Source organism: Sphingomonas faeni (assembly GCF_024273235.1).
GTDB lineage: Bacteria > Pseudomonadota > Alphaproteobacteria > Sphingomonadales > Sphingomonadaceae > Sphingomonas > Sphingomonas faeni_A.
The window spans coordinates 49,981-71,570 of sequence record NZ_JANBVH010000023.1 but is presented as its reverse complement, the minus strand read 5'-3'; the positions used below and the strand labels follow the sequence as shown (position 1 = coordinate 71,570).

14 protein-coding genes, 1 tRNA gene and 1 pseudogene are annotated in these 21,590 nt (G+C 63.8%); 5 read left to right on the top strand and 11 right to left on the bottom strand.

The annotated features are described in order from the left end of the window. Nucleotides 1-28: 28 nt before the first annotated feature. A complete protein-coding gene (locus NLI89_RS13590; RefSeq protein WP_254687499.1) occupies nucleotides 29-6,727 on the top strand; it encodes an autotransporter outer membrane beta-barrel domain-containing protein in 6,699 nt (2,232 codons plus the stop codon). Nucleotides 6,728-7,438: 711 nt separating this feature from the next. Continuing rightward, nucleotides 7,439-7,591, top strand: coding sequence for a DUF4113 domain-containing protein (locus tag NLI89_RS13585; RefSeq protein ID WP_254687498.1), 153 nt, complete (start codon nucleotides 7,439-7,441; stop codon nucleotides 7,589-7,591). Here NLI89_RS13585 and NLI89_RS13580 read toward each other — a convergent pair. The 9 genes and pseudogenes from NLI89_RS13580 to NLI89_RS13540 form a co-directional block, all read right to left on the bottom strand. Next, nucleotides 7,588-7,818 (bottom strand): hypothetical protein, encoded by a 231-nt coding sequence (locus NLI89_RS13580; protein WP_254687497.1) that lies wholly within the window; start codon nucleotides 7,816-7,818, stop codon nucleotides 7,588-7,590. The two genes, NLI89_RS13585 and NLI89_RS13580, sit on opposite strands and share 4 nt — an antisense overlap. Beyond that, the gene (locus NLI89_RS13575) at nucleotides 7,818-8,120 is read right to left on the bottom strand and encodes a hypothetical protein (RefSeq protein WP_254687496.1); all 303 of its coding nucleotides are present in this window, start codon (nucleotides 8,118-8,120) and stop codon (nucleotides 7,818-7,820) included. The genes NLI89_RS13580 and NLI89_RS13575 overlap by 1 nt, the downstream gene beginning before the upstream one ends. A 334-nt stretch (nucleotides 8,121-8,454) precedes the next feature. Further along, nucleotides 8,455-9,102: an SOS response-associated peptidase family protein gene (locus NLI89_RS13570; RefSeq protein WP_254687495.1), complete on the bottom strand. Its 648-nt coding sequence runs from the start codon at nucleotides 9,100-9,102 to the stop codon at nucleotides 8,455-8,457. A 3-nt stretch (nucleotides 9,103-9,105) separates the two neighbouring features. Next, nucleotides 9,106-9,441 (bottom strand): hypothetical protein, encoded by a 336-nt coding sequence (locus NLI89_RS13565; RefSeq protein ID WP_254687494.1) that lies wholly within the window; start codon nucleotides 9,439-9,441, stop codon nucleotides 9,106-9,108. A gap of 253 nt (nucleotides 9,442-9,694) precedes the next feature. Then, entirely contained in the window at nucleotides 9,695-10,423 is a 729-nt protein-coding gene (gene istB / locus NLI89_RS13560; protein WP_254687493.1) for an IS21-like element helper ATPase IstB, read from the bottom strand. Beyond that, nucleotides 10,410-11,153 (bottom strand): annotated as a pseudogene (locus NLI89_RS13555) (Mu transposase domain-containing protein); the annotation flags it as partial. The pseudogene NLI89_RS13555 and the gene istB, both read right to left, overlap by 14 nt. A 1-nt stretch (nucleotide 11,154) precedes the next feature. Then, nucleotides 11,155-12,456, bottom strand: coding sequence for a type II toxin-antitoxin system HipA family toxin (locus NLI89_RS13550; RefSeq protein ID WP_254687492.1), 1,302 nt, complete (start codon nucleotides 12,454-12,456; stop codon nucleotides 11,155-11,157). Next, complete coding sequence (locus tag NLI89_RS13545; protein WP_254687491.1) at nucleotides 12,456-12,701, bottom strand: helix-turn-helix domain-containing protein; 246 nt, start codon at nucleotides 12,699-12,701, stop codon at nucleotides 12,456-12,458. The genes NLI89_RS13550 and NLI89_RS13545 overlap by 1 nt, the downstream gene beginning before the upstream one ends. Nucleotides 12,702-13,114: 413 nt before the next feature. Beyond that, nucleotides 13,115-13,255 carry a hypothetical protein gene (locus tag NLI89_RS13540; RefSeq protein WP_254687490.1) on the bottom strand — a complete coding sequence of 47 codons (141 nt, stop codon included), beginning with the start codon at nucleotides 13,253-13,255 and terminating at the stop codon, nucleotides 13,115-13,117. A 299-nt stretch (nucleotides 13,256-13,554) separates the two neighbouring features. On the opposite strand from NLI89_RS13540, the gene NLI89_RS13535 reads away from it, so the two are divergent. Then, nucleotides 13,555-13,908: a response regulator gene (locus tag NLI89_RS13535; protein ID WP_254687489.1), complete on the top strand. Its 354-nt coding sequence runs from the start codon at nucleotides 13,555-13,557 to the stop codon at nucleotides 13,906-13,908. 211 nt (nucleotides 13,909-14,119) lie between these two features. Here NLI89_RS13535 and NLI89_RS13530 read toward each other — a convergent pair whose 3' ends face one another. Both NLI89_RS13530 and NLI89_RS13525 read right to left on the bottom strand, forming a co-directional pair. Then, entirely contained in the window at nucleotides 14,120-15,337 is a 1,218-nt protein-coding gene (locus NLI89_RS13530; protein ID WP_254687488.1) for a tyrosine-type recombinase/integrase, read from the bottom strand. A gap of 150 nt (nucleotides 15,338-15,487) precedes the next feature. Further along, nucleotides 15,488-15,563 (bottom strand) — tRNA-Thr (locus tag NLI89_RS13525). Nucleotides 15,564-15,696: 133 nt separating this feature from the next. Here NLI89_RS13525 and NLI89_RS13520 point away from each other — a divergent pair. Continuing rightward, complete coding sequence (locus NLI89_RS13520; RefSeq protein WP_254687487.1) at nucleotides 15,697-16,803, top strand: PAS domain-containing protein; 1,107 nt, start codon at nucleotides 15,697-15,699, stop codon at nucleotides 16,801-16,803. 87 nt (nucleotides 16,804-16,890) lie between these two features. Next, a complete protein-coding gene (locus tag NLI89_RS13515) occupies nucleotides 16,891-21,507 on the top strand; it encodes an NAD-glutamate dehydrogenase (protein ID WP_254687486.1) in 4,617 nt (1,538 codons plus the stop codon). The last annotated feature ends 83 nt before the right edge of the window (nucleotides 21,508-21,590 follow it).

The window sequence follows — 21,590 nt, the reverse complement described above, 5'->3', positions numbered from 1 at the left end:
CTATCCATCGGCGAACGCAACGATATCGGTGGCAGCGGGCGGCACGGTAACGGGGGCACAAGGAATCCTGATCCGGCGGGATACCAGCAATACCAACGGATCAATCTTCGCGTCGATCAACAATGCCGGCACGATAAACGGCACGGCCGGTCCTGCCATACTCGCGGACCAGATGGGCTTCGGGACGCTATCGGTCACCAATCGCGCGACCGGACTGATCGGCGGGATTGCGGGCGCTGTCACCTACCTCAACAACGCCGGAACCGTAGATGGGGGCAGCAATGCTGCACTTACCTCTACCGTATCGGGCATGAGTGTCGACAACACCGGGCGGATCGTTTCAAACGGTACGGCTGCGACGCTGAGCATTACCGGGCTGGGCAGTACAGGGCTGAATAATCCTGGCTTCCTCTACGTCACCAACGCGGTAGGGGCGGTGATCGGGGGCAGCGCAACTGCGATCAGCAGCACCGTCGGATTGTCGCTGACCAATTTGGGCACGATCAACGGATCGGTCGTCTCGACCGCCGGATCCGGGACTAACAGCACGATCGATACGCGCGTTGGCCTGATCAACGGCAACGTGGCGCTGGGTGCAGGCAACGACACGTTGCGCGCGCGCTACGACGGCACGACCGGACAGATCGCTTCGATCACAGGCACGATCGACGGTGGAGCTGGCACCGATACGCTGGCGATCGGCGTCGATGCCGACACCGTCTTCACGCGCGCAATACTCCCGACCAATTTCGAACTGCTGGGCTTCGACCTTAGCAATAACGCCGTGGCAACGTTGGCTCCGGACTTCACTTCAGGCGCAGGCGTTGCGCTGAGTGGAACGGGTACGCTGATCAATCAGGCAGCACTCGTGACCAACGGACCAGCGGTAGCCGCATCCGGCGCGATCTTCGTCAACCAGGGATCGATCACCGCGACGCTTAACAGCACGAGCCTGTTCGCAGTTGGATCTCCATCGACTCTGACCAACAGCGGCACGATCAACGCCAATGGTGGGTCCGGCGCCCAGGCCTTCACGACTCTTACCAATTCCGGCGCCATCGCTGCGACCAGTACCGGCGTTGCGGTCAGTTATGGCACGCTCGCCAATACCGGGACGATCCGCTCGACCGCAGGCATCGGTGCCACGATCTATGGTTCGGGTACGTACCTGGCATCGACCAATGCCGGTACGATCGCGGGCGCAACCACTGGTGTGTCGCTGAGCGGGCGACTGGTCAATACCGGCACGATCACGGGCGCCACTACCGGCGTGTCGTTATCGTACGGGACACTGGTCAACGCCGCCTCGGGCAGTATCACGGGCGGCACTGCAGCGGTGATCAGCGCAGGCTCGAATACCTCGGTCGTCAACGCCGGTCTGATATCGGGCAATGTCAGCTTCGTCCCACCCTATAGCTTCGACTATAATTCCGACGTGTTCGTCGACAATGGCGGCACGGTGACGGGTGCGATCCAGCTGGGTGGTGGCGACGATCTGCTCGTCGTCGACCTGGCAAGCTCAGGCTCGCGACCGCTTGCAGGTGCGACCGCAGGGGTTGATGCCGGCAATGGCTATGACACGCTGCGCTACCGGGTAAACGCCGATGCGAACGCCACGCTGGCGCTGCTTAGCGGCTTCGAAGGGCTCGCCTATGAGCTCGACAATACTGCGGCACTGACATTGACCGGCGTGACACCACTGGTCACCACGATAGGCCTGACCGGCAACGGTTCGGTAACCCTGAACGGCACGCTGTCGACGACGGACCGGACCCTGATCGACACGGGTATACTGACAGTCGACCAGCTGACGGCGGGCACAGCGGGTCCGGTTCAGGACCTGACGATCACCAATGCCGGCACGCTGGCAGTGACGACAACCGCGCAGAATTTCGGCTATTCAACGCTGGCGGCGATCAACGCGCAGACCGCAGACGTCACCAACACCGGTACGATAACCGTGACCAACGCAGGTGGCCGCTATTACCCGGCCATGGCAATCTTCGGCGGAACGACGGTTACTAATAGTGGCACGATAACGACAAGCGGCGGGGGCACCGCCATCAGCGGCGCGCGCAACGTCGTGAATTCGGGTACGATAAGCGACATCGCCAATTCGGGCGGGGTCTCGAACGGAGTCGGATCGAGCAGCGTCGGCGTCGCCGACTTCTCCACGCTGATCAACAGCGGTACGATCCAAGTCGACGATACGGCAGTACAGAGCGGCTATTACACAGCGACGCAGATCACCAACAGCGGCACAATAGAGAGCCGGAAGGCAACTGCTGTCACGTTGGGCTATGGTAGCGTGCTGACCAATGAGGCGTCCGGCACGATCCGAGGGGTAAATGCGGTCGATCTCACAAGCGGCGGCACGATCATCAACCGCGGCACGATCGTCGGCAATGTGGCGGCGTTGCCTTATGCCTATGGAAACGCGGTCTATGTCGCCGACGGCGGCACCGTTGCCGGCGATGTGATCTTCGGAGCGTACTCCGATCTCTTCTTACAAACCGGCACCTCGACCGGAGTAAGCGGGACGGTCGATGGCGGCGACGGGTTCGATATCTTTGGCTGGTCGCTGAAGACAAGCGGCAGCATTGCGCTGGCCCAACAGGCCGCCGTCAATTTCGAAGCCAATTACATCGAAGCGCTCGGCAGCGACACGCGTCTGACGTTGACCGCAGCAGACAGCGTCACAGGCAATCTCTACCTCAGAGGCGATGGCACGATCGTCAACGAGGCGTCAGTAGATGGCTCGGCGCAGACCTATCTTCCGTTCAGCACGACCGGACTAGCTCAAACCAACGGGCTAGCAGCGTTCGTCAACCGGGGTAGTATCCTGGGTGGCGTGAGCGGCGAGGTGTCGGCCTTCACCAACAGCGGCACACTCGGCTCACAAGCGCTCCTGTCTAACGCGGTATATCAGGGCGTTTCGTCGGGTGCATTGTCCTTCGACAATAGTGGATCGATCATCGCATCGACCGGCTATTTCGCCGCGAGCTTAGACGGATATGGCCTGGACGGCCTGATCGCCACCAACAGCGGCACAATCACTGGCGGCCTGACGGTTTCTGCATCGTTCGTTGAGCAGGCTTCCCCTGTAAAGGTCCTTATCGCCAACAGTGGCGCGATTACCGCGACCGATGGTCCCGGACTGTCCGTATTTGCCAACAACAGCTCATATTACCCCGATTATGCCCTAAGCGGCGCGAGCGCGGTCACGCTGACCAATAGCGGCACTATCACCGCCAGCGGCACCTCTGGTACTGCGGTCGCACTGTACATGCAGGACACTGCCGGTCCGATCGCGTCGACCTATGCGATCACTAATTCGGGGACGATCGCCGCGACCGGAGGCGGTACGATCCGTACCTATCCGTATTGGTACGGCACGGACGTCAAGTATACGGATCCGGCGGTGGGTCTGTCGGTCAGTACCGGCAACGCCGTGACGGGGACGATCGTCAACAGCGGCACGATCGAGGCTACCGGCGCAACCGCGGTCGCGATACTGGTAACGGGCACCGGGCTCGACCTTACCAACGCCGGGACCATCCGGGGCGGCACGGGCACCGTGCTCGCGGCCGATGACCTGCTGGCCGACACTATCGGCAGCACTTTGCTGGCTGGCGCGATCCAGACCGTCGGCAGCGCGAACGACCGGATCGTCAACACGGGCACGATCATTGGGTCGATCGATCTCGGTAGCGGCGACGACGCAATCGAGAACCGAGGCATGATCGAAGGCAACGTCTTCCTCGGCGCCGGTGACGACAGCTTCCTCCAGCGCGCTGATACGATGCTGATCGGTACCGTCGATGCGGGTCAGGGCAATGACCGCCTCATTGTCGATGCAACGGTGGACGGCGCGATCAACGGTGACCAGTTCATCAATTTCGAACGCTTTACGCAGATCGGCAGCGGCAACGTCGCCTATTCGGGGACGTTCCGCTTCGACACCATCGGCGTGTCGGGCGGTAACGTGACGGTTGCAGCCGGACAGGTGCTCACCAGCGCCGGCGCGGTGACGATTACTGGCGGGTCCGGCGCCGAAACCGTGACCAATGCGGGCACGATCGCTGGCACCGTAGACCTGGGCGCCGGGGACGACCGCGTCGTCAACACGGGCATGATCCAGGGGGCCGTACTGCTGGGCGCGGGCAATGATCGTTTCGTTGAAGGCGTCGGCAGTACCGTCCGAGGCGGCGTCGACGGTGGCACAGGCGACGACCTGTATACCGTCATACTTGCCGGCAATCGCAGCGGCATTGGCCAGCGTACCAACTTCGAGCGCTTGAGCGTTGAGGGCAACGGCACGCTAGGGCTGACGCTCGATCAGAACTTCCAATCGGTCGCGCTTGCAGGCACTGGTCTCAATGTTGCGCTGGGTGGATTCACCGTCGGCACTGTGACGGGTTCGGATGCGGCTGAAACGCTGTCAGTCGACGGCGATGTCGGCATGGTATCGCTTGGGGCCGGCAACGATGAACTGGCGCTGGGCACGACACGAGCAGCCGGACTATACGCCGGTGGCGCTGGATCGGACCTGTTACGCTTCACCGCGAACGCACCGGTAACCCTAGCTGGTTCAGCAACCGGCTTCGAGCGCGTGGCTCTGGCTGGCGGGTCGCTGACCGTAACGGGAACGCTCGGCAGCAGCGGCGCACCTCTGACCTTCGACGATGACGCACAGAGCGTGACCGTCGCTGCCGGCGGCACGCTGGCTGGCACGATCACTCTCGGCGCGGGCAATGACGGCTTCCGCCTGACGGCAGGCGGTACGCTCATCGGCACCGTCTCGGGCGGCGCCGGGACTGATACCGCGACGCTTTCGCTGGCAGGCGATCGAACGCTCGGCAACGATATGCTGCGCGACTTCGAGATCCTGAACAGCGAAGGCAGCGGCACGCTGACGCTGACGGGTTCTCAGACGTATGAGCGCATAACCGCGGCAACAAACCTGACGGTCGGCTCGGGCGCGTCGCTCACAGCGCCGGTCGTGTTTGGGCCAGGCGACAACCGCTTTACGATCGCAGGGACTTTTGTTGGATCGGTCGATGGCGGTGCCGGCACGGACGCGATCTTGGTGTCAGGCGGCAGCGCCGCAGCCCCGGTGGCGTTCGGCTCCATTGCGAACGTCGAGACGTTCGGCATGACCGCAGGCTATGCGACGATCGCCGACACGGCATCACTGGACGCCGTCGACATGTCGGGTGGTCGACTTGTCGGGTTGGCAGGATCCGCGATTCGCGCTGCCCAGATCACCGTTCGCTCGGGCGCGACCTTCGGGTCGGCCGGCTCGGTGATCGGCAACATCGCGGTTGCTGGCACGCTCAGCCCCGGCGCCTCGCCAGGTACGATGACGGTGACCGGCAATGTCTCGCTCCTGAGCGGATCGGTGTCGCTGTTCGAGATCACGCCGACCTTGGCCGACAAGCTCGTGATCAATGGCGGGCTCTCGATCGCATCGGGCGCGACGTTGCGCATAGTCGCGGACGGCGCGGTCCGGGCAGGCACGTCATACGACCTGATCGTCGCAAGCGGCGGTATTACGGGCAGCTACACGACAATCGACAAGGCGGCCTCGCTGTTCGGGTTCGTTGTGCAGCGGGCCGACCGGATCCAACTCCTCGGTCAGTTCCTCGGCGACGCCGCGTTCAGCCCTCAGGTCATTTGGAGCATCGACTATGCCAATACGGCGATCCAGGTGCAGCCCGCGACAAGTGCGTTGTTCGCAGCCTTGCCATCGTTGCTGACAGCAAGTGGCGCGTCTAACCCGCTGGCGTTCGCGCGGCTGACGCCCGAGCCCTATGCTTCGGCGACACAGATGGGCGTCGATCAGACGCTGAGCCTAGTCGACATGGCGCGTGGACCGGGCTTCGCGGCGACCGATCGCGAAGACGTCAGTGTCTTCACCTTCGCGCAAGGGGTCGGCCATTGGCATACCCTCGGTGCCGATCAAGATGCGGGCACGGCCAAGGCAAGGAGCAGCGGCTACGGATTCCTTGGCGGCATCGGCATTGGCAACCGCGACGGGTCGGTTGGCGCCTTTGCCGGTTATCTCGACAGCCGCCAGAGGATCGCGGCACTGGGAGCCGCAACAAGCACGGACGGCTTCGTTGCCGGAGTCCATGGCCGCTATGCCGCAGGCGGCGTGCAGCTCAGCGCATCGGTCCTATACGATGGCGGAAACGCCCGGACGACACGGTCGCTGCCCGGAGCAAGCACCGCGACGGGCCAGTACGGCCTTCACAGCTGGGCGGGTGACGTTTCGGTCGGCTATACCCTAGCGATGGCGGACGACTGGACGCTGACGCCCAAGATCGGCGTGACTTATTTGCGCACCACGCGGGACCATGTGAGCGAGGTCGGCGGGCCGTTCGCACTTACCGTGGCGCGCGATCGTCATATGACGGGCTTTGCCGACGCCGGCATGACGTTCGCACGCAGCGAGACGTCCGACGCCGCGTTCCGACCCTATGTTGGGTTTGGCGCCCGCACTAGGATTGAGGGCAAGCGGGCTGATGCGATCGCTAGCTACGCCGGCGCACCGCTGACATTGACTGCGCTGGGTGCACCACGCGCTCAGGTGGTGGGTACTGCGTCGGCTGGGGTTGCGTATCGACTGCCGGCCGGCGTCGAACTGTTCTCGATGGTCGAGGCACAGACCGGCCAGGACGACCACCGTGAAAGCATCTCGACAGGAGTAAGGTTGCGGTTCTGATTAGGCCGCCACGTAGATATGGGGGTATGTAAACGTCCTACATATCTGCGTGACCGTCGGGCAGCTTTTTCACTCGATAGCTTCCGGCCGGCTTTCAAGCGGAAGCGTGCTGCGGCGGAGACCGGAAAGACGATGGGTGTGAAGGCGACTGGAAGCTCGGGGTGCAGCATAAACAGAACGGACGTGCTAAACGCACAACCGCCGATCTTATCGGTGTTAATGAGAGCTCGCCAGGCACTCCCGTCCTTAAGCCCCTTTCTAGCGGGCGAACATCAATGAACATTTCAAGTCCGTTCGGTCCATTTGCTTTCCACCGATCAATGTCAACGACCCTAGCGAACGCAGGTCGCATCGTTCTCGCGAACCAGTGACCACGCCGCGCCGGCTTGGTCGATTGCTAAGAAGAAAAGGGCGGGTTGTCGCAATATACACTGCGGGCCGGCAAGAAACTGCGGTCGCACGGCAACGTTCTTCGATACCAACAAACACAAGCTTGATCGGCCTCAGTATGGCGCATTGCTTAGGATGACGCTGCATCAGATGACCAATGACAGCCTCGAACTTGTCGCGGCGGCCAGGCGCGGTGCGGAAAAAGCATGACGTGATGGCTACGCCTACACCAAGGCCGGCATCCTGCTCGACGACCTTCTACCCGAGGACGAGCGTCCGCGGACACTATTCGAGGACGATACAACGAAGCGCGATCGGCTGTTGGGGGCGCTCGATGCGATCAACGGCAGGTTCGGCACATGGACGGCCGTGACGGCGTCGCAAGGGTCCAAGCCGGAGTGGAAGATGCGATCGGAGATGCGGTCGCCGGCATGGACGACCAACATCTCCGAAGTGCCGACGGTGCGGGCTTAGCGTACACCCTGCTTGCGCGCGCCGATGATCATGGCCCGCGCAATTTGACGGACCGCCTCATTGTCTTTGGTATTGTCGATTGCAGGATCGCCGAGATGGTCGAGGCTTTGCTCCATGAAGTCGAGAAGCCCGGCGTGCCGTGCCTCGACAAACTCCATAAGCTTGAACAGCAGATGCTCGGTGGCGATCTCGCGCTGTCGCGTCTGCGTAGTGGCATCGGGTACCATTACTGCGCCGCCTGCTCGGAAGCGTCGAATTCGTTGAACGCCTCGCGCACTTCGCTGGCAGTATCGTCGTCGGCCACATCGACCGCGACGACAACCTTGCCGTTCAACTCGGCGTCGTCACGCGTTTGGGGGCTTGGCTCTCCCGCCTTCTGGTCAGAACCATCTTCCGTGACGCCAGCCGTATTCTCGGCACCGTCGGCGGTGATCACGACCTTTGCACGATCAATCTCGAACTGCTGCACGAGGCGCTCAACGGTCATTTCCGCTTCACGCCTGGTATCAAATTTGGCGGTCAATTTCATGATGCTAACTCTCAAGCCGGCATGGCTTGCGAGAAGAACAGCTCAGGTCGCTCGCGGTGCCATGACCCCCGCAATGTCTGCGACGATTGACCTAACGGCGAAGACGCCGCATTCTTCTGACGAACCGACCCGCAACTCATTGACCTTGCGAGGGTGAATCGGTGCCACAACGCCTGTTCAAACCCGATCAACTGCTTCGAGAGCATCTGGAAGATGCACTCGCGCAAGCCGATGGTCTTGGGTGGACGATTGTCGCGGCTCTGATCTCCCAGGCACTCGATGCACTGGGGCACCCCTCTGGCACCGGAATCAGGTAAGGATCGTCACCGATCGATCATGCCCGCACGCGCGTTGGGAAGACCGGGCCTCGCACCGTCATCTTGTCGGCTGAATATGGCCGTTGCAGCGCGAGCACATCGTCGAAGCTGCCGGTCAACCACCGATCGTGATCCTCGCGTCGCAGGATCGTGATCATCGCTTTCGGATGGATCGGCGCCACCAAGGCGTTCGCATCGCAGGTAACCATCGCGAAATAGCGCTGGTCGCCAACCTGCCGCCAGAAGCCTGCGACCGCGAACACGGGCTGATCCGTCACCGCAAACCACATCTCTCCCTTGATCGGCTTCTTGCCGTCGCCAAGGTCGGTGGGCTCACGGGCCCATTCGCAGAACTCCGTCAGCGGAATGAGGCACCGGTTGGCCGGATCGCTGACGAGCGAGCGCCATTGCGGGAGATGCAGCGTGCGAACGTTGGTCTGCGCAACCTTGCGGCCAGCCTGCTTGGCTTGGCCGGCAAGCACGTCCCATTCCATCACGTCGAGCCCCCGACAGCCGGCTTCATTCCGTACGACATACGCTCGGCCAAACGGCCGCAGCTCCTTCGGGTCGAAACGATTATCCATCGGCTTTTCGGCAAGCAAATTAGCTCCGAACCGTTCGGTTATGGTCTCCGGTTCGCCATCGAACCGAGCGCGATTACACATTGATCAGAGTCCGAGGCCGCGGCGCTTCATTTCGCCCAGCAGCGCTTCGGCCACCGGGTGGCCAACCTCGCCGCCAGATTGCTGATAGGCGTTCGTCAGATCCACGTCCGAGGCTGTGTTCAGCAGGGCTCGGACTTCCGCGCTGAATGCATCGACATCCACTGCGGCGGCCTCGGCAGCCTCTTCACTGGTTACGGCGGGCTCATCGCCCGGCGCTGGCGCGTGGGCCATGACGGCATCCTGCTTGAACAGGTCGAACGCGTCAGCGGCTTCGCTGCGTTCTTCCAGCGCGATTTCGAGGAGGGTGAAGAGGTCGAGCGACGATGCAGCGTTTTCCATAGCGCAGCCTATGCGCGCAGCAGGATGATTCGAGCAAACTTTAGTAACACCGCCCGATTTCGGTGCTCTGCGCTACCACCAGATGTCAATCGGCGTCCAAAAAGGACCCCCTATCGGCGTCCAAAAGAGACCCCCTTCGTTGGGCGACGTGACGGTAACGGACGCGCCGTTCGCGCTGGTTGCGGCGTAGGGCGGGCGTAGCCCGTCCGGAGGCGTAACCAGCGCGAAGCGTTCCTCTGTCGGGTTCCCGAGGCTAGCTGCGGTGCTTGAAGCGCCAGCTGTCGTTGCCGGTTTCGACGATGTCGCAGTGGTGCGTAATGCGGTCGAGCAGCGCGGTGGTCATCTTAGGGTCGCCGAAGACAGTCGGCCATTCGCCAAAGGCAAGGTTCGTCGTGACGATGACCGAGGTCCGCTCGTAGAGCTTGCTGACCAGGTGGAAGGGCAGCTGGCCGCCCGAGCGGGCGAACGGCAGATAACCAAGCTCGTCGAGCACCACGACCTCAAGGCGTGACAGCTGAGCTGCAAGCGCGCCGGCCTTGCCGAGGCGAGTTTCCTCCTCGAGCCGGTTCACCAGGTCGACCGTGTTGAAGTAGCGGCCGCGGGCGCCGTTTCGCACGACGTTGGCGGTAATGGCGCTGGCGAGGTGCGTCTTGCCGGTGCCCGTACCACCGACGAGCACGATGTTGCGCTGGCCGGCCAGGAAGGAGCCGCTGTGCAGCGAGAGCACCAGGCCTTCGTTGATGGGCGTGCCGTCAAATACGAAGGCGTCGAGGTCCTTCACCGCTGGCAGCTTGGCGGCTGACATCCGGTAGCGGACCGACGCTGCATGGCGATGGGCCGTCTCTGCCCGCAGCAGGTCGGTCAGGATTTCCATTGTCATACGCTTGCGCTGCAGGCCGGTGGTGACCGCTTCGTCGAAGGCACCAGCCATGCCCTTGAGCCCTAACTCGGCCATGGCCGTCATCATCTCATGCCGCTGCATGGAAACCTCGCAGGCTGTCGTAGCGACCGCAGTCGGCACGAGTTGGATGGCGCAGCGCCAGGTCCTCGGGTGTGACGATGGCCAACGGTCGTGGCGGCTCGCGCCGACGGGCGAGGATGTTGAGAATGACGTCGTCGCTGGTGATACCCGCCAGCAATGCTTCACGGACGGCCGCCTCGACGAGATCGAGCCCGTCGTCGAGTACCGCTGCAAGCACGCGCACGAACCGCCGGTCTGCATCATCGCCAGCGCCGAGCTTACGCCGCAGTCGTGACAGCGCAGGCGGCAACTCCCAGTCCTGGAATGGCGCGCCGTTACGCAAGGCGCCGGGCTTGGTCACGAGCACCGGCAGGTAGTGCCACGGGTCGTAGATGGTGCGGTCGCGACCAAAGAACCGAGGATGGTCGGCGAGTACCTCACCGCCAAGGCGCACGACGATGCGGGTAGCATAGGCACGCACCTGAACCGTGCGCCGCACTGCTTTGGCCGAGACGGAATAGCGGTTGCGGTCGAAGCTTATCAGGCACGTGCCGCTCACCGCATGCTCGCTCTCGTAGAACTCGTCGAAGGGCGCGGCGACCGGCTGGAGCACACCGCGCTCGGCAGCCCATGCCTGGGCAACCGTCAGTTCCTTTTGCTCAGGGTGCTGGTGCAGGTCGGCCCAGCGGCAACATTCTGCCTCCAGCCAGCCGTTCAGCTCCTGGAGGCTGACAAAGCGCAGGCGCGGTTGATCACAGCCGGTCGATCGCCGCGATCCTCTGGCGCATGGCGTTACCGATCGGCTCGACAAGGGTGATCGGCGTACCCTGCGGCATGGCGGCGACCGCCGTTTCAAAGGCCTGCTCGGCATCCTCGCGAAGCTCATGCAGGATCTCGCGCGTCGATTCTGTGTCGTACCCGGCGCGCACCGCGGTTTGCAGGAAATGGCGCGGTGCAATCTCGTCGAGACGATATCGACGCTTGTCGCCGATCGCCATGGCCAGCCGCATCTGCCGCCGGTTGACTTGATGGGCCGCAAGGCTCGGTTCGGCGGACAGCACGTCGTATAGCGGCGTCGCCGAAAAACGCCCGCCGGGCGACAAGAACACGCTGAAGTTCTTGGCGTGCCCGTCCGTTGCGCCGATCAGCCAGAACGCGATGATTGCCTTCATCACCATCCGCCGATCGACATCCGGTCGGTCGCTCGCCGCAAGTAGGCGCATGATATCCGCCACGCCCGGACCGCCATGATCCTCATATTTGCGCGTCGAGGGGACAGACAGCGCCTGGCACATATCCTCCTGCGGTCGGCGCAACAGGCGACCGTCGCGGGCCCACAGCCGATCGAAGCGCTCGACGACGAGCACGGGCCGGTCGCCGAAGATCGCGATACGCGTGGGCGCCACAGCGAGTCCGAGGGCGCCGAGGAACGTCAGACAGAGATGCTCGTTTTCGACGCTGTTCGATAGATCGATGCCGTTGGGAAGCTGGCCGATCTGCGGCTTGAAAATATGCGTGGTGGCGGTCGTGCCGAGCGGTTTGTTCCAGCGCTCCTGCCACCACAGCAAGGCGGTCTTTTCCTGCGCCCCGGCGATCGAGATACGGAACGCCTCGTCCGGCTCGAGCCCGAGCGGTGCTCGGCCCAAGTTGTGCAGAATGACGGCGACCCCGTCGTCGTCCAGCGCTTCGGCTTCGATCGCGCCCGCAGGTGTGACCGGCGCACCTTCGGGCAGAAATTGCAAGGCGCCGACACAATCCCGCCCGACAGCGGCAAGCAGACTATAGGGATCATCTCCCTCGGCGCCGACCCGGCCTGCAACACGGCGACGGATATCGGCATTGTCGGGCAGAAGATTGTCGAAGACTGCCATTACGACGTCTCCGGTATAGCGCCGCGTCGTGAGGGGGAGGGAGAGCGAGACCGGCTGGGCATGATCCCAACGCAACCAGTCTGCCACGTAACCGAAGCTGATTGCGCCATTGCTGGCGCGAGACACCACGCCAACCTCGCGGCCGTTCAGAAGCACACGCAAGGCGGACGACGGGCGCATCATCAAAAGATGTCATCCAGAGCCGGTGCCGACTGACTGCGCTCGGCGACCTGAAGCTCCAGTTTCAGATAGGTCAGCACGGCGAAGAGCGTTTCGAGCGTTCCCCCCTCGCCGTTCTCCAGACTGGAGATGGTCGCCTGCCTGAGGTTCGTCCGAGCACCGAGCTCGCGCTGGGTCAGCCCTGCATCCAGTCGGGCGTTGCGCAACGCGGTGCCCAAGCTTTGCGACGATCGAATGATGGGCTGCATCTGCGAATCCTACGGTTGTGCGCCAAACCCATTTATACGGATAACCGTATCAATCAACATTATACGCAAAATCGTATCGGGAAACTGATACGGTTTATCGTATCGAACTATCTATCCTCTGCTGTAGTTCTGACCTGCTCCCCGTTTTCAGGCCGCTGATAACTTAGCTTCGGTGTCCATATGCCCCTGGCGGGGGCGGTTCGTAAACTCGGCGGGTGCCAAATCGGCCTCGCCGCATCACTCGTCTCAATCTGACGAACTAACTTACCAATGGCATGAATTCTGGGGAGCAGGTCAGGAAGAATCCGATGAATTCAATCCGGTGGGCCTGTTTCGCGCAAGCGCAAGGCTTACGACGCGGCAGCGTAGCTTGGAGGCTGGTGTTCGAAGCTGGAAGGCCAGCCTTCCGACTCTTATTTCTTCTGCTCTCCCTCCGGCACGCCGTTGTAGGGCGCAGCCGTATTCTCGCTCGGCTTGGCGTCGAAGCTATTGGGTCGCTTGTGATCGTTGCAAGCCGCGAGGGTTAAAAGCAGGACCAGCAGTATCACGCGCATTGAATATTCCGATATGATGAACCTCAGCGCTATCTCTTATAGCAACGGAAGCCGGCATAGATTCGGCGATATGCTTCTATCGGCAGAGCTCGCTCCCCGTACCAACGCGTACGAATTCGCTCGTGTTCGCCTTGCGCTTTTCCTCTTCGGGCTTGGCGTCAAGTGTCGAGTCGGCGCGAAGCCTACGGACTCAACAGCGCCGTACGGCCCAAAGGCAATGCCATCTAACCTATATTTAGCATCGAAAGGGCCCGATTACCCGCGAGCATGATTGTAACCGCAGTCCGATTGGAATGCGTATGTGCCATGTCCTTATTATTGAAGATGACTGGCTGATCGCCGATTTTGTCGAGCACCTCGCACGAGGTGCAGGTGCCACTTCAATCGAGATCGTGGATTGCCCGGCAGACGCGGTTCAATCTGCGGCCGGTCAACGCCCTCAGATCATTCTGTCGGATGTAAATTTGAGATCCGGAACGGAGCCGATGGCAGTGCATATCATTAAAGAAACCTGGGGACCAATCCCGGTGATTTTCATCACCGCTACGCCACAGGAATGCGCTCCTTGTGATGTTCAGGCAGTCATCCTAACCAAACCGCTGAGCCCGCAATCGTCGACAGAGACGTTAAGACGACTTGCATCTGCCGCGTGAGGCTTCGCGCATCGGGGGCGGCACTTTGGCAATCAGGCTGATCTCGAAGCGGAGTTTGTATCCTCGGAGCAGGAGATACAGATTGTCACTGTTCCGGTCCGTCGACCTTATCTCCTCGAAACTGCTCTCGCTAGCGATGCCTTTGGTCAGATAAGCGAGACAAATAATGCAGAACGCCGATCCTCGGAGACCGGCAGTTTGAGTAATTGCTCTATGCGCGTTTGCGAAATTTGCCCTTGACGACTTCGCCGCCGACGCGAAGCTGATCGAGATGATCCGACCACCACTGGGCCATCCTCACTCGCTCCGCCCAGTGGGCGCCGCGATGGTAGGCAGCGCGAACCTTGTCCTTTTCGCCATGTGCCAACGCCCGTTCGATCGCGTCGGGATGCCACAGCCCTGACTCATTGAGCAGTGTACTGGCCATCGCGCGAAAACCGTGACTGGTCATTTCGTCGTGTTCGAACCCGAGCCGTCGGAGTGCGACATTCAACGTGTTATCGGAGAGGGGGCGCTTGGTCGTATGAAGCGCCGGAAACAGATACTCGCTGTCGCGCGCGAGCGATCGCAGATCCTGGAGAAGGTACAGCACCTGTCGAGATAGCGGCACGGCGTGTGGCTGTTTCATCTTCATCCGCTCGGCCGGCACCCGCCACACCTTCTCCGCGAAATCGATCTCGCTCCATTTCGCCTGCCTCAGCTCACCGGGGCGAAGGAAGACATGCGGAGCGATCCTCAACGCATGCAGCGTTTCCGGCCGCCCGGTATAGCCGTCGATCGCGCGCAGCAGTTCGCCAACCTTCTTGGGCTCGACGATCGCTGCATGATGTTTGACCCGCGGCACGGTGAGCGCCCCGCGTAGGATGTCGGCGGGATTGCGCTCGGTCCGAAGGGTAGCAAAGCCATAGCGAAAGACCCGTCCTGCAAAGGATCGTAGCCGAAGGGCCGTCTCGTGATGACCGCGACGTTCGACGCGCTTCAAAACGTCGAGCAGTTCGTGGGGCGTTACCGACGCGATCGGACGCTTGGCGATGCCGGCGAGGAGCTCGAGAAACCAGCGCGCCTTCTTGAGGGTTGCAGGTGAACGCCCTTCACGTTCCATCTTCTGGATATATTCTTCCGCGACAAGCTCGAAGGTCGTCTGCGCGGCCAGCTCGGCCTTCAGACGCCGCTGGCGCTTCTCCTCGACCGGATCGATCCCGTCGTCGAGCTCCGCCTTGGCCTCGTCGCGCTTTCGGCGAGCGAGCACCAGACTGACGTCCGGGAAACTGCCGAGTGAAAGCTTCCGCTCGATACCGCAGCATCTGTAGCGAAAGCGCCAGAGCAGCGCGCCGGACGGCTGCACCAGCAGATACAGCCCGTCAACATCAGCAACTTTATAGGGACGCTCTGCCGGTTTCAGCGCCCGAATCTGCACAACCGTAAGCATGGGGCCACGCCTCCTGCATCGTTCGTGGCCCCATGATTCGTGGCCCCTTTTGGGTGGGCCACGGCGGAACAAAGTGAGATTTCGTGGGACCGCTGATGAGCAGTTTACCGCAGATTTCTGCGGTTTTCTAGAGATGTTCTCTATATGGACTGGTGCCGCTTACAGGACTCGAACCTGTGACCCCCGCATTACGAATGCGATGCTCTACCAGCTGAGCTAAAGCGGCCCGACGACGGATGTCTCCGGTCGAGGGGGCGGCGCATAACAGGGGGTTTTCGCGCTGACAAGCGGTTTGCGTGTTTACGGGTCTTTTACCATGGCTGCGTATATGCCTGACCGTGAATTTGGGGGCGCTTGGCATGGATACGGTACGCGGGCGAGATGACGGGCGGACCGGCGCTACGCCCCCCGCGCACGACGCGGCGGATGCCGGCGTCAACGACGTGATGTTCGATCTCGGCGGCGACGAGCGGCGGATGCACGTGCGCGCCTATAATCACTGGGTATCGCTGCTCGACGGACGCCCCTATCCGTCGATCGCGAACCTCGAGCCCGAGACGATCACCGATTTCGGCCCGCACAGCGTGCTGCTCGATTTCAGTCACGGCATGGGCGACCCGAAGATCGCGTATCTCGGTCGTGCCCTGCGCGAGGAATGCGGGCTGGAGGGGCCGATCGCGACGATCGCCGACGTGCCGAGCCGGTCTCTGCTGTCGCGCCTCACCGACCATTATCTCCAGATCATCGCCAATCGCGCGCCGATCGGGTTCGAGGCGGAATTCGTCAGCAGCCGGGGGCGGACGACGCTGTACCGCGGCATCCTCATGCCGTTCGCATCGGGCGGCGCGACGATCGACTTCATCTTCGGCGTGATCAACTGGAAGGAACTCGCGGACGCCGACATGCAGGCGACGCTGGCGGCCGAACTCGACGCCGCCGTCCGCGCGACGCCGAAGGTCTCGGGCGAGGTTGCGCAGGTCTGGGCCGATGGTCCGAGCGGCGGGTTCGCGAGCGCGGCACCGGTCATGCAGGAGCTCGTGCTCGACGAACCCCTGCCCTCGGATACGCTGTCCTCCGGGATAGTGCCGACCGGCCCGCTGGGCGAGCACCTGGCGATGGCGCGCGAGAGCGCCGCGCATTTCCGTGCCGCCGAAGCCCGCAGCCGCGCCGCGCTGCACCGAGCATTGGGTCGGGCGCATGATTTTGCCGTCGCGGCCGAACATGAAGGCGACGATCTCGCCGCCCTGCTGTCCACCGACTGCCTGCCGGGCGAGGCTGTGGCGATGGCGCAGATCGTCAAACTCGTCTTCGGCGCCAATTTCGATGCAGGCCGACTCGCGACGTTCGCCGACGTGCTGCGGCATGCCCAGCGCCATCAAGTGCCGATCGGCGGGCTGCCGAGCTTTCTGGATGGCTATGACGGCGACCTGACCGCGATCGCCGCTGCCGAGCACGCCCCGGCTTAGGCGAGGCTTAGGTGCGGCGCAGCATATCCCTTCGCACCTGCCACAAGCCTTGAGATAGGCGAATAGCGGGCGCATAGGCCCGGACCTATGGCGAACCAATCGTTGAAAACGCTCACCGAAACCCTTGCGGGCCGGTTGACCGAACGGGCCCTTCCGGGCGAACTCAAGGACTTCGGTGCGAGCGAGGTCGCGCAGGCCGCGGCGTTCGTGGCCGCGACCGCCGCGCACCGCGACGACGGTGCGCCGGCGATCGCGATCGAGCCGATCAGCGCCGACGACACGCGGCGGCGCATGCGGCTCGCGATCGTCAACGACGACATGCCGTTCCTGGTCGATTCGATCGCAGCGGCGATCGGCGCGCAGGATATCGCGGTCGATCGCATCATCCACCCCGTCGTCCGCACCACGCGGACGCCCGATGGCACGCTGCACGCGATCGACGCGGACGGCCAGGGCGCGGGCCGCCCCGAATCGATGATCTATCTCGAGATGGAGCGCGCCGACGCGCGCGACCGTCGCGGGCTGATCGAGGACCTCACGGCCGTATTGGCCGACGTCCGTGCGGCGGTGACCGACTGGCGCGCCATGCAGGCCGCGCTCGACGACGATATCGCCAAGCTGCCCGAGGGCGAAGGCGCGGCGTTGCTGCAGTGGTTCCTCGACGGGCATCTGACGCTGCTCGGCCATCAGGTCTGGCATCGCGACGGCAGCAGCGGCGCAGCGCTGGGCATCGCGCGAAACGAACACCGCGTGCCGATCCTCGCCGCCGCCTCGCGTGCGCTGGCGATCGAGTGGTTCGAGGCGGGCAACGACGCGCCGCTGTTGCTGAAGTCGAATTTGATCTCGACGGTGCACCGCGCCGTGCCGCTCGACCTCGTCGTCGTGCCGGTGATGGAGGGCGCGACGGTTGCCGGCCTGTCGATCTACAGCGGGTTGTGGACCAGCGCCGCGCTGGCCGCGATGCCGCGCGACGTGCCGGTATTGCGCACGCGCCTGGCCGCGATGAAAGCCAAGTTCGGGTTCGATCCGCGCGGTCATGCGGGCAAGGCGCTGACGCATGCGTTCACCGCGCTGCCGCACGACCTGGTGATCGCGTTCGCGCCCGATGCGCTGGAGGACCTCGCGCTGACCGCGATGAGCCTGGCGGATCGGCCGCGGCCCGCGCTCGTCCTGGTCCAATCGGCGCTCGGTCGTCACCTGTTCGGCTTCGTCTGGCTGCCGCGCGACGACGTCACCACCAGCCGCCGCGTCGCGATCGGCGACATGCTGGCGGAGGCAGCGAATGCGAGCATCCTGAACTGGTCGATCGCGCTGGAGGACGGCGAGGTCGCGATGATCCGCTACACGCTCGATCTGCGCGGTGAGGGCCGGATGCCCGACGCCGCGCCGCTCGCGCTGCGGTTGCAGCGGATGGTGCGCGGCTGGGTGTCCGACGTCGAGGCGGCCTTGATCGAGACGTTGCCGCCACCACGCGCCGCACGGCTTGCACTGAAATGGGCGGCCGCGTTCCCGCAGAATTACCGCAACCTCAGCACGCCTGCCGAGGCCGCCGAGGATATCCAGCGGATCGCCGCGCTGACCGACCCGGATGCACGCGGCGTACGCCTGGTTCCGGGTGAAGCCGGTGCCGATCCGCAGCTGAAGATCTACAAGCTCGGCGGCGCGTTGCCGCTGTCCGACGCCGTCCCGGTGCTGGAGAATTTCGGCTTCCGCGTGATCGGCGAATTGCCGACGCGGTTGCGCGACGACAGCGTGCCGTTCGTGCATGATTTCGTGCTGGAGGCGAACGCCGCCGCGCAGCAGAGCGACGCGAGCATCCTGGAAGGCGCGATCGCGGCGGTGCTGGAAGGCGCGGCCGAGAACGACGCGTTCAACCGGCTGATCGTCGAACTCGGCATGCGTCCCGAAGCCATCGTGCTGTTCCGCGCGTGGTTCCGGTATCTGCGCCAGGCGGGGCTGCCGTACGGGCTGACCACCGTGGTCGACGCGCTGCGACGTGCGCCGAAGGTCGCCGCGGCCCTGATCGCGCGTTTCACCGCGGTTCATCATCCAGAACATCCCGGCAATGCGATCGAGGCGGACCAGGCGATCGAGGCCGGGCTCGATGCGGTCACGGCGATCGACGACGATCGTATCCTGCGTGCCTATCGCAACCTGATTGCGGCGACGCTGCGCACCAACGCATTCACGCCCGCCGCGTCGGAAGCGCTCGCGTTCAAGCTCGACAGCCACCTGATTCCCGGCCTCCCCGCCCCCGTGCCGTGGCGCGAAGTGTGGGTCTATTCGCCTCGCGTCGAGGGCATCCACCTTCGCGCCGGCCCGGTCGCACGTGGCGGCCTGCGCTGGTCCGACCGTCGCGACGATTTCCGCACCGAGATCCTCGGGCTGATGAAGGCGCAGCGCGTCAAGAACGCGGTGATCGTCCCGACCGGTGCGAAGGGCGGATTCTATCCGAAGCAACTCCCTGCCCCCTCGAACCGCGACGCATGGCTGGCCGAGGGCACCGAAAGCTATCGGATCTTCATCCGCACTTTGCTGTCGATCACCGACAACATCGTCGAGGGCAAGGTCGTGCACCCGGACGGCGTGACGATCCTCGACGGCGAGGACCCGTATTTCGTGGTCGCCGCCGACAAGGGCACCGCGACCTTCAGCGACGTGGCCAACGCGCTCGCGCTCGAACGCGGCTATTGGCTGGGCGACGCGTTCGCCTCCGGTGGGTCGGTCGGGTACGATCACAAGGCGATGGGGATCACCGCCAAGGGCGCGTGGCTCAGCGTCCAGCGGCACTTCGCCGAGCGCGGGCTCGACGTGCAGAGCGAGAGCATCACCGTGGTCGGCTGCGGCGACATGTCGGGCGACGTGTTCGGCAACGGCATGTTGCTGTCGAAGACGCTGAAGGTCATCGCGGCATTCGATCATCGCCATATCTTCCTCGATCCCGATCCTGATCCCGCGACCAGCTGGGAGGAGCGCAACCGGATGTTCGCACTCCCGCGGTCGAGCTGGGCGGATTACGACGCCAGCCTGATCTCGAAGGGCGGCGGCGTGTTCGCGCGCACCGACAAGGTCGTGAAGCTGTCGCCCGAGGTGCAGGCCGCGCTCGGCGTGACGGCGAGCGAGATGGAGCCCGGCGCGCTGATCTCGGCGATCCTCAAGGCGCCCGCCGACCTGCTCTGGTTCGGCGGCATCGGCACCTATGTGAAGGCGGCGTCCGAGGCGAACGTCGCGGTCGGCGATCCGGCCAACGACCGCCTGCGCGTCAATGCCGAGGATTTGCGCGTGATCGCGATCGGCGAAGGCGCGAACCTGGGCGTCACGCAGGCCGCACGCATCGCGTTCTCCGCGCGTGGCGGGCGGATCAACACCGACTTCATCGACAATTCGGCAGGCGTCGACTGTTCGGATAACGAGGTCAACATCAAGATCGCGCTCAACCGCGAGATGATCGAGGGGCGGCTCGACTATGAGGACCGCAACACGCTGCTCGCCAGCATGACCGACGACGTCGCGCACCTGGTGCTGGAGGACAACCGGCTCCAGACGCTGGCGCTGTCGATCGCCGAAGCCGATGGCGCGGTTGCGGTGCCGAGCTATGTCCGCGTGATCGAGATCTTCGAGGGCGCCGGGCGGCTCGATCGGGCGGTCGAGGGGCTGGCGTCGAACGACATCCTGCTCCGTCGCGGTCAGGACGGGCTGGGGCTCACGCGCCCCGAACTCGCCGTGCTGCTGGCAACCGCCAAGCTCGGGTTGCAGGATGCGATCGAACATGGCGACATCGCCAAGGACGACGCGCTCAAGCCCGACCTCCACGCCGCCTTCCCCGCAGCGATGCGTGAGCGCTTTGCGACGGCGATCGACGAGCACCGGCTGCGGCCCGAGATCGTCGCGACCAAGCTCGCCAACCGGATCGTCAACCGACTGGGCATCCTCTACCCGTTCGAGCTGGCGGAAGAGGAAGGTGCGGCGATGGGCGATATTGCGGCGATGTTCGTCGTCGCCGAGCGCCTGTTCGACCTGCCGGCACTATGGGCGGAGATCGAGACCGCGGTAATGCCCGAGGCGGCACGGATCGCGCTGTTCGACGAGGTGGCGGTCGCGACCCGCTCGCAGATCGCCGACCTGTTGCGCGTGTCGGCGCCGGGAACCGCACCGGGCGACGTGCTCGCGCGGCTGGCGAAGGGCATCACGCAGCTCGACAGCCAGACGGCGGCGCTGTTGCTCGAAGAGGCGAGCGCACAGAGCAGCCGCATCGCGGGCCAGCTCGAAGCGGTCGGTGCGCCGGGTGACCTGGTCCGCAAGGTCGTCCGCCTGTTCGAAATGGACGGCGCGGTCGGGTTGGCCGATCTCGGCGAGCGGATGGCGCTCGACGAGGCGGTCCTTACGCGTGCGTTCACGCATCTCGGGCAGGCGCTGGGGCTCGATTGGGCGCAGGCGAACGCTGCGCGGATCAGCCCGACCGATCCGTGGGAGCGCCTGCTGATCGCCGGTCTCGCGCGCGATTTCCAGCAGTTGCGGCTGGAGTTCCTGGCGCGCCGCGGGGCGCAGGATCCGCAGGGTGCGGTGGAGGCCTGGCTGCTCGCGAACGCCACCCGCGTCGCGCAGTTCAAGGCAGTCATCGACCGCGCGCGGCATGCGGCGGTTCCGAACGCGGCGATGCTGGCGCAAATCGCCGGCCAAGCGCGCGTGCTGCTGGGGCGGTAACGCTTAACCCTCTCCCTTCAGGGGAGAGGGAGGGGCCCGCGCGCGCTTGCGCGTGGGAGGGTGAGGGCACGCCAGCCAAAGCA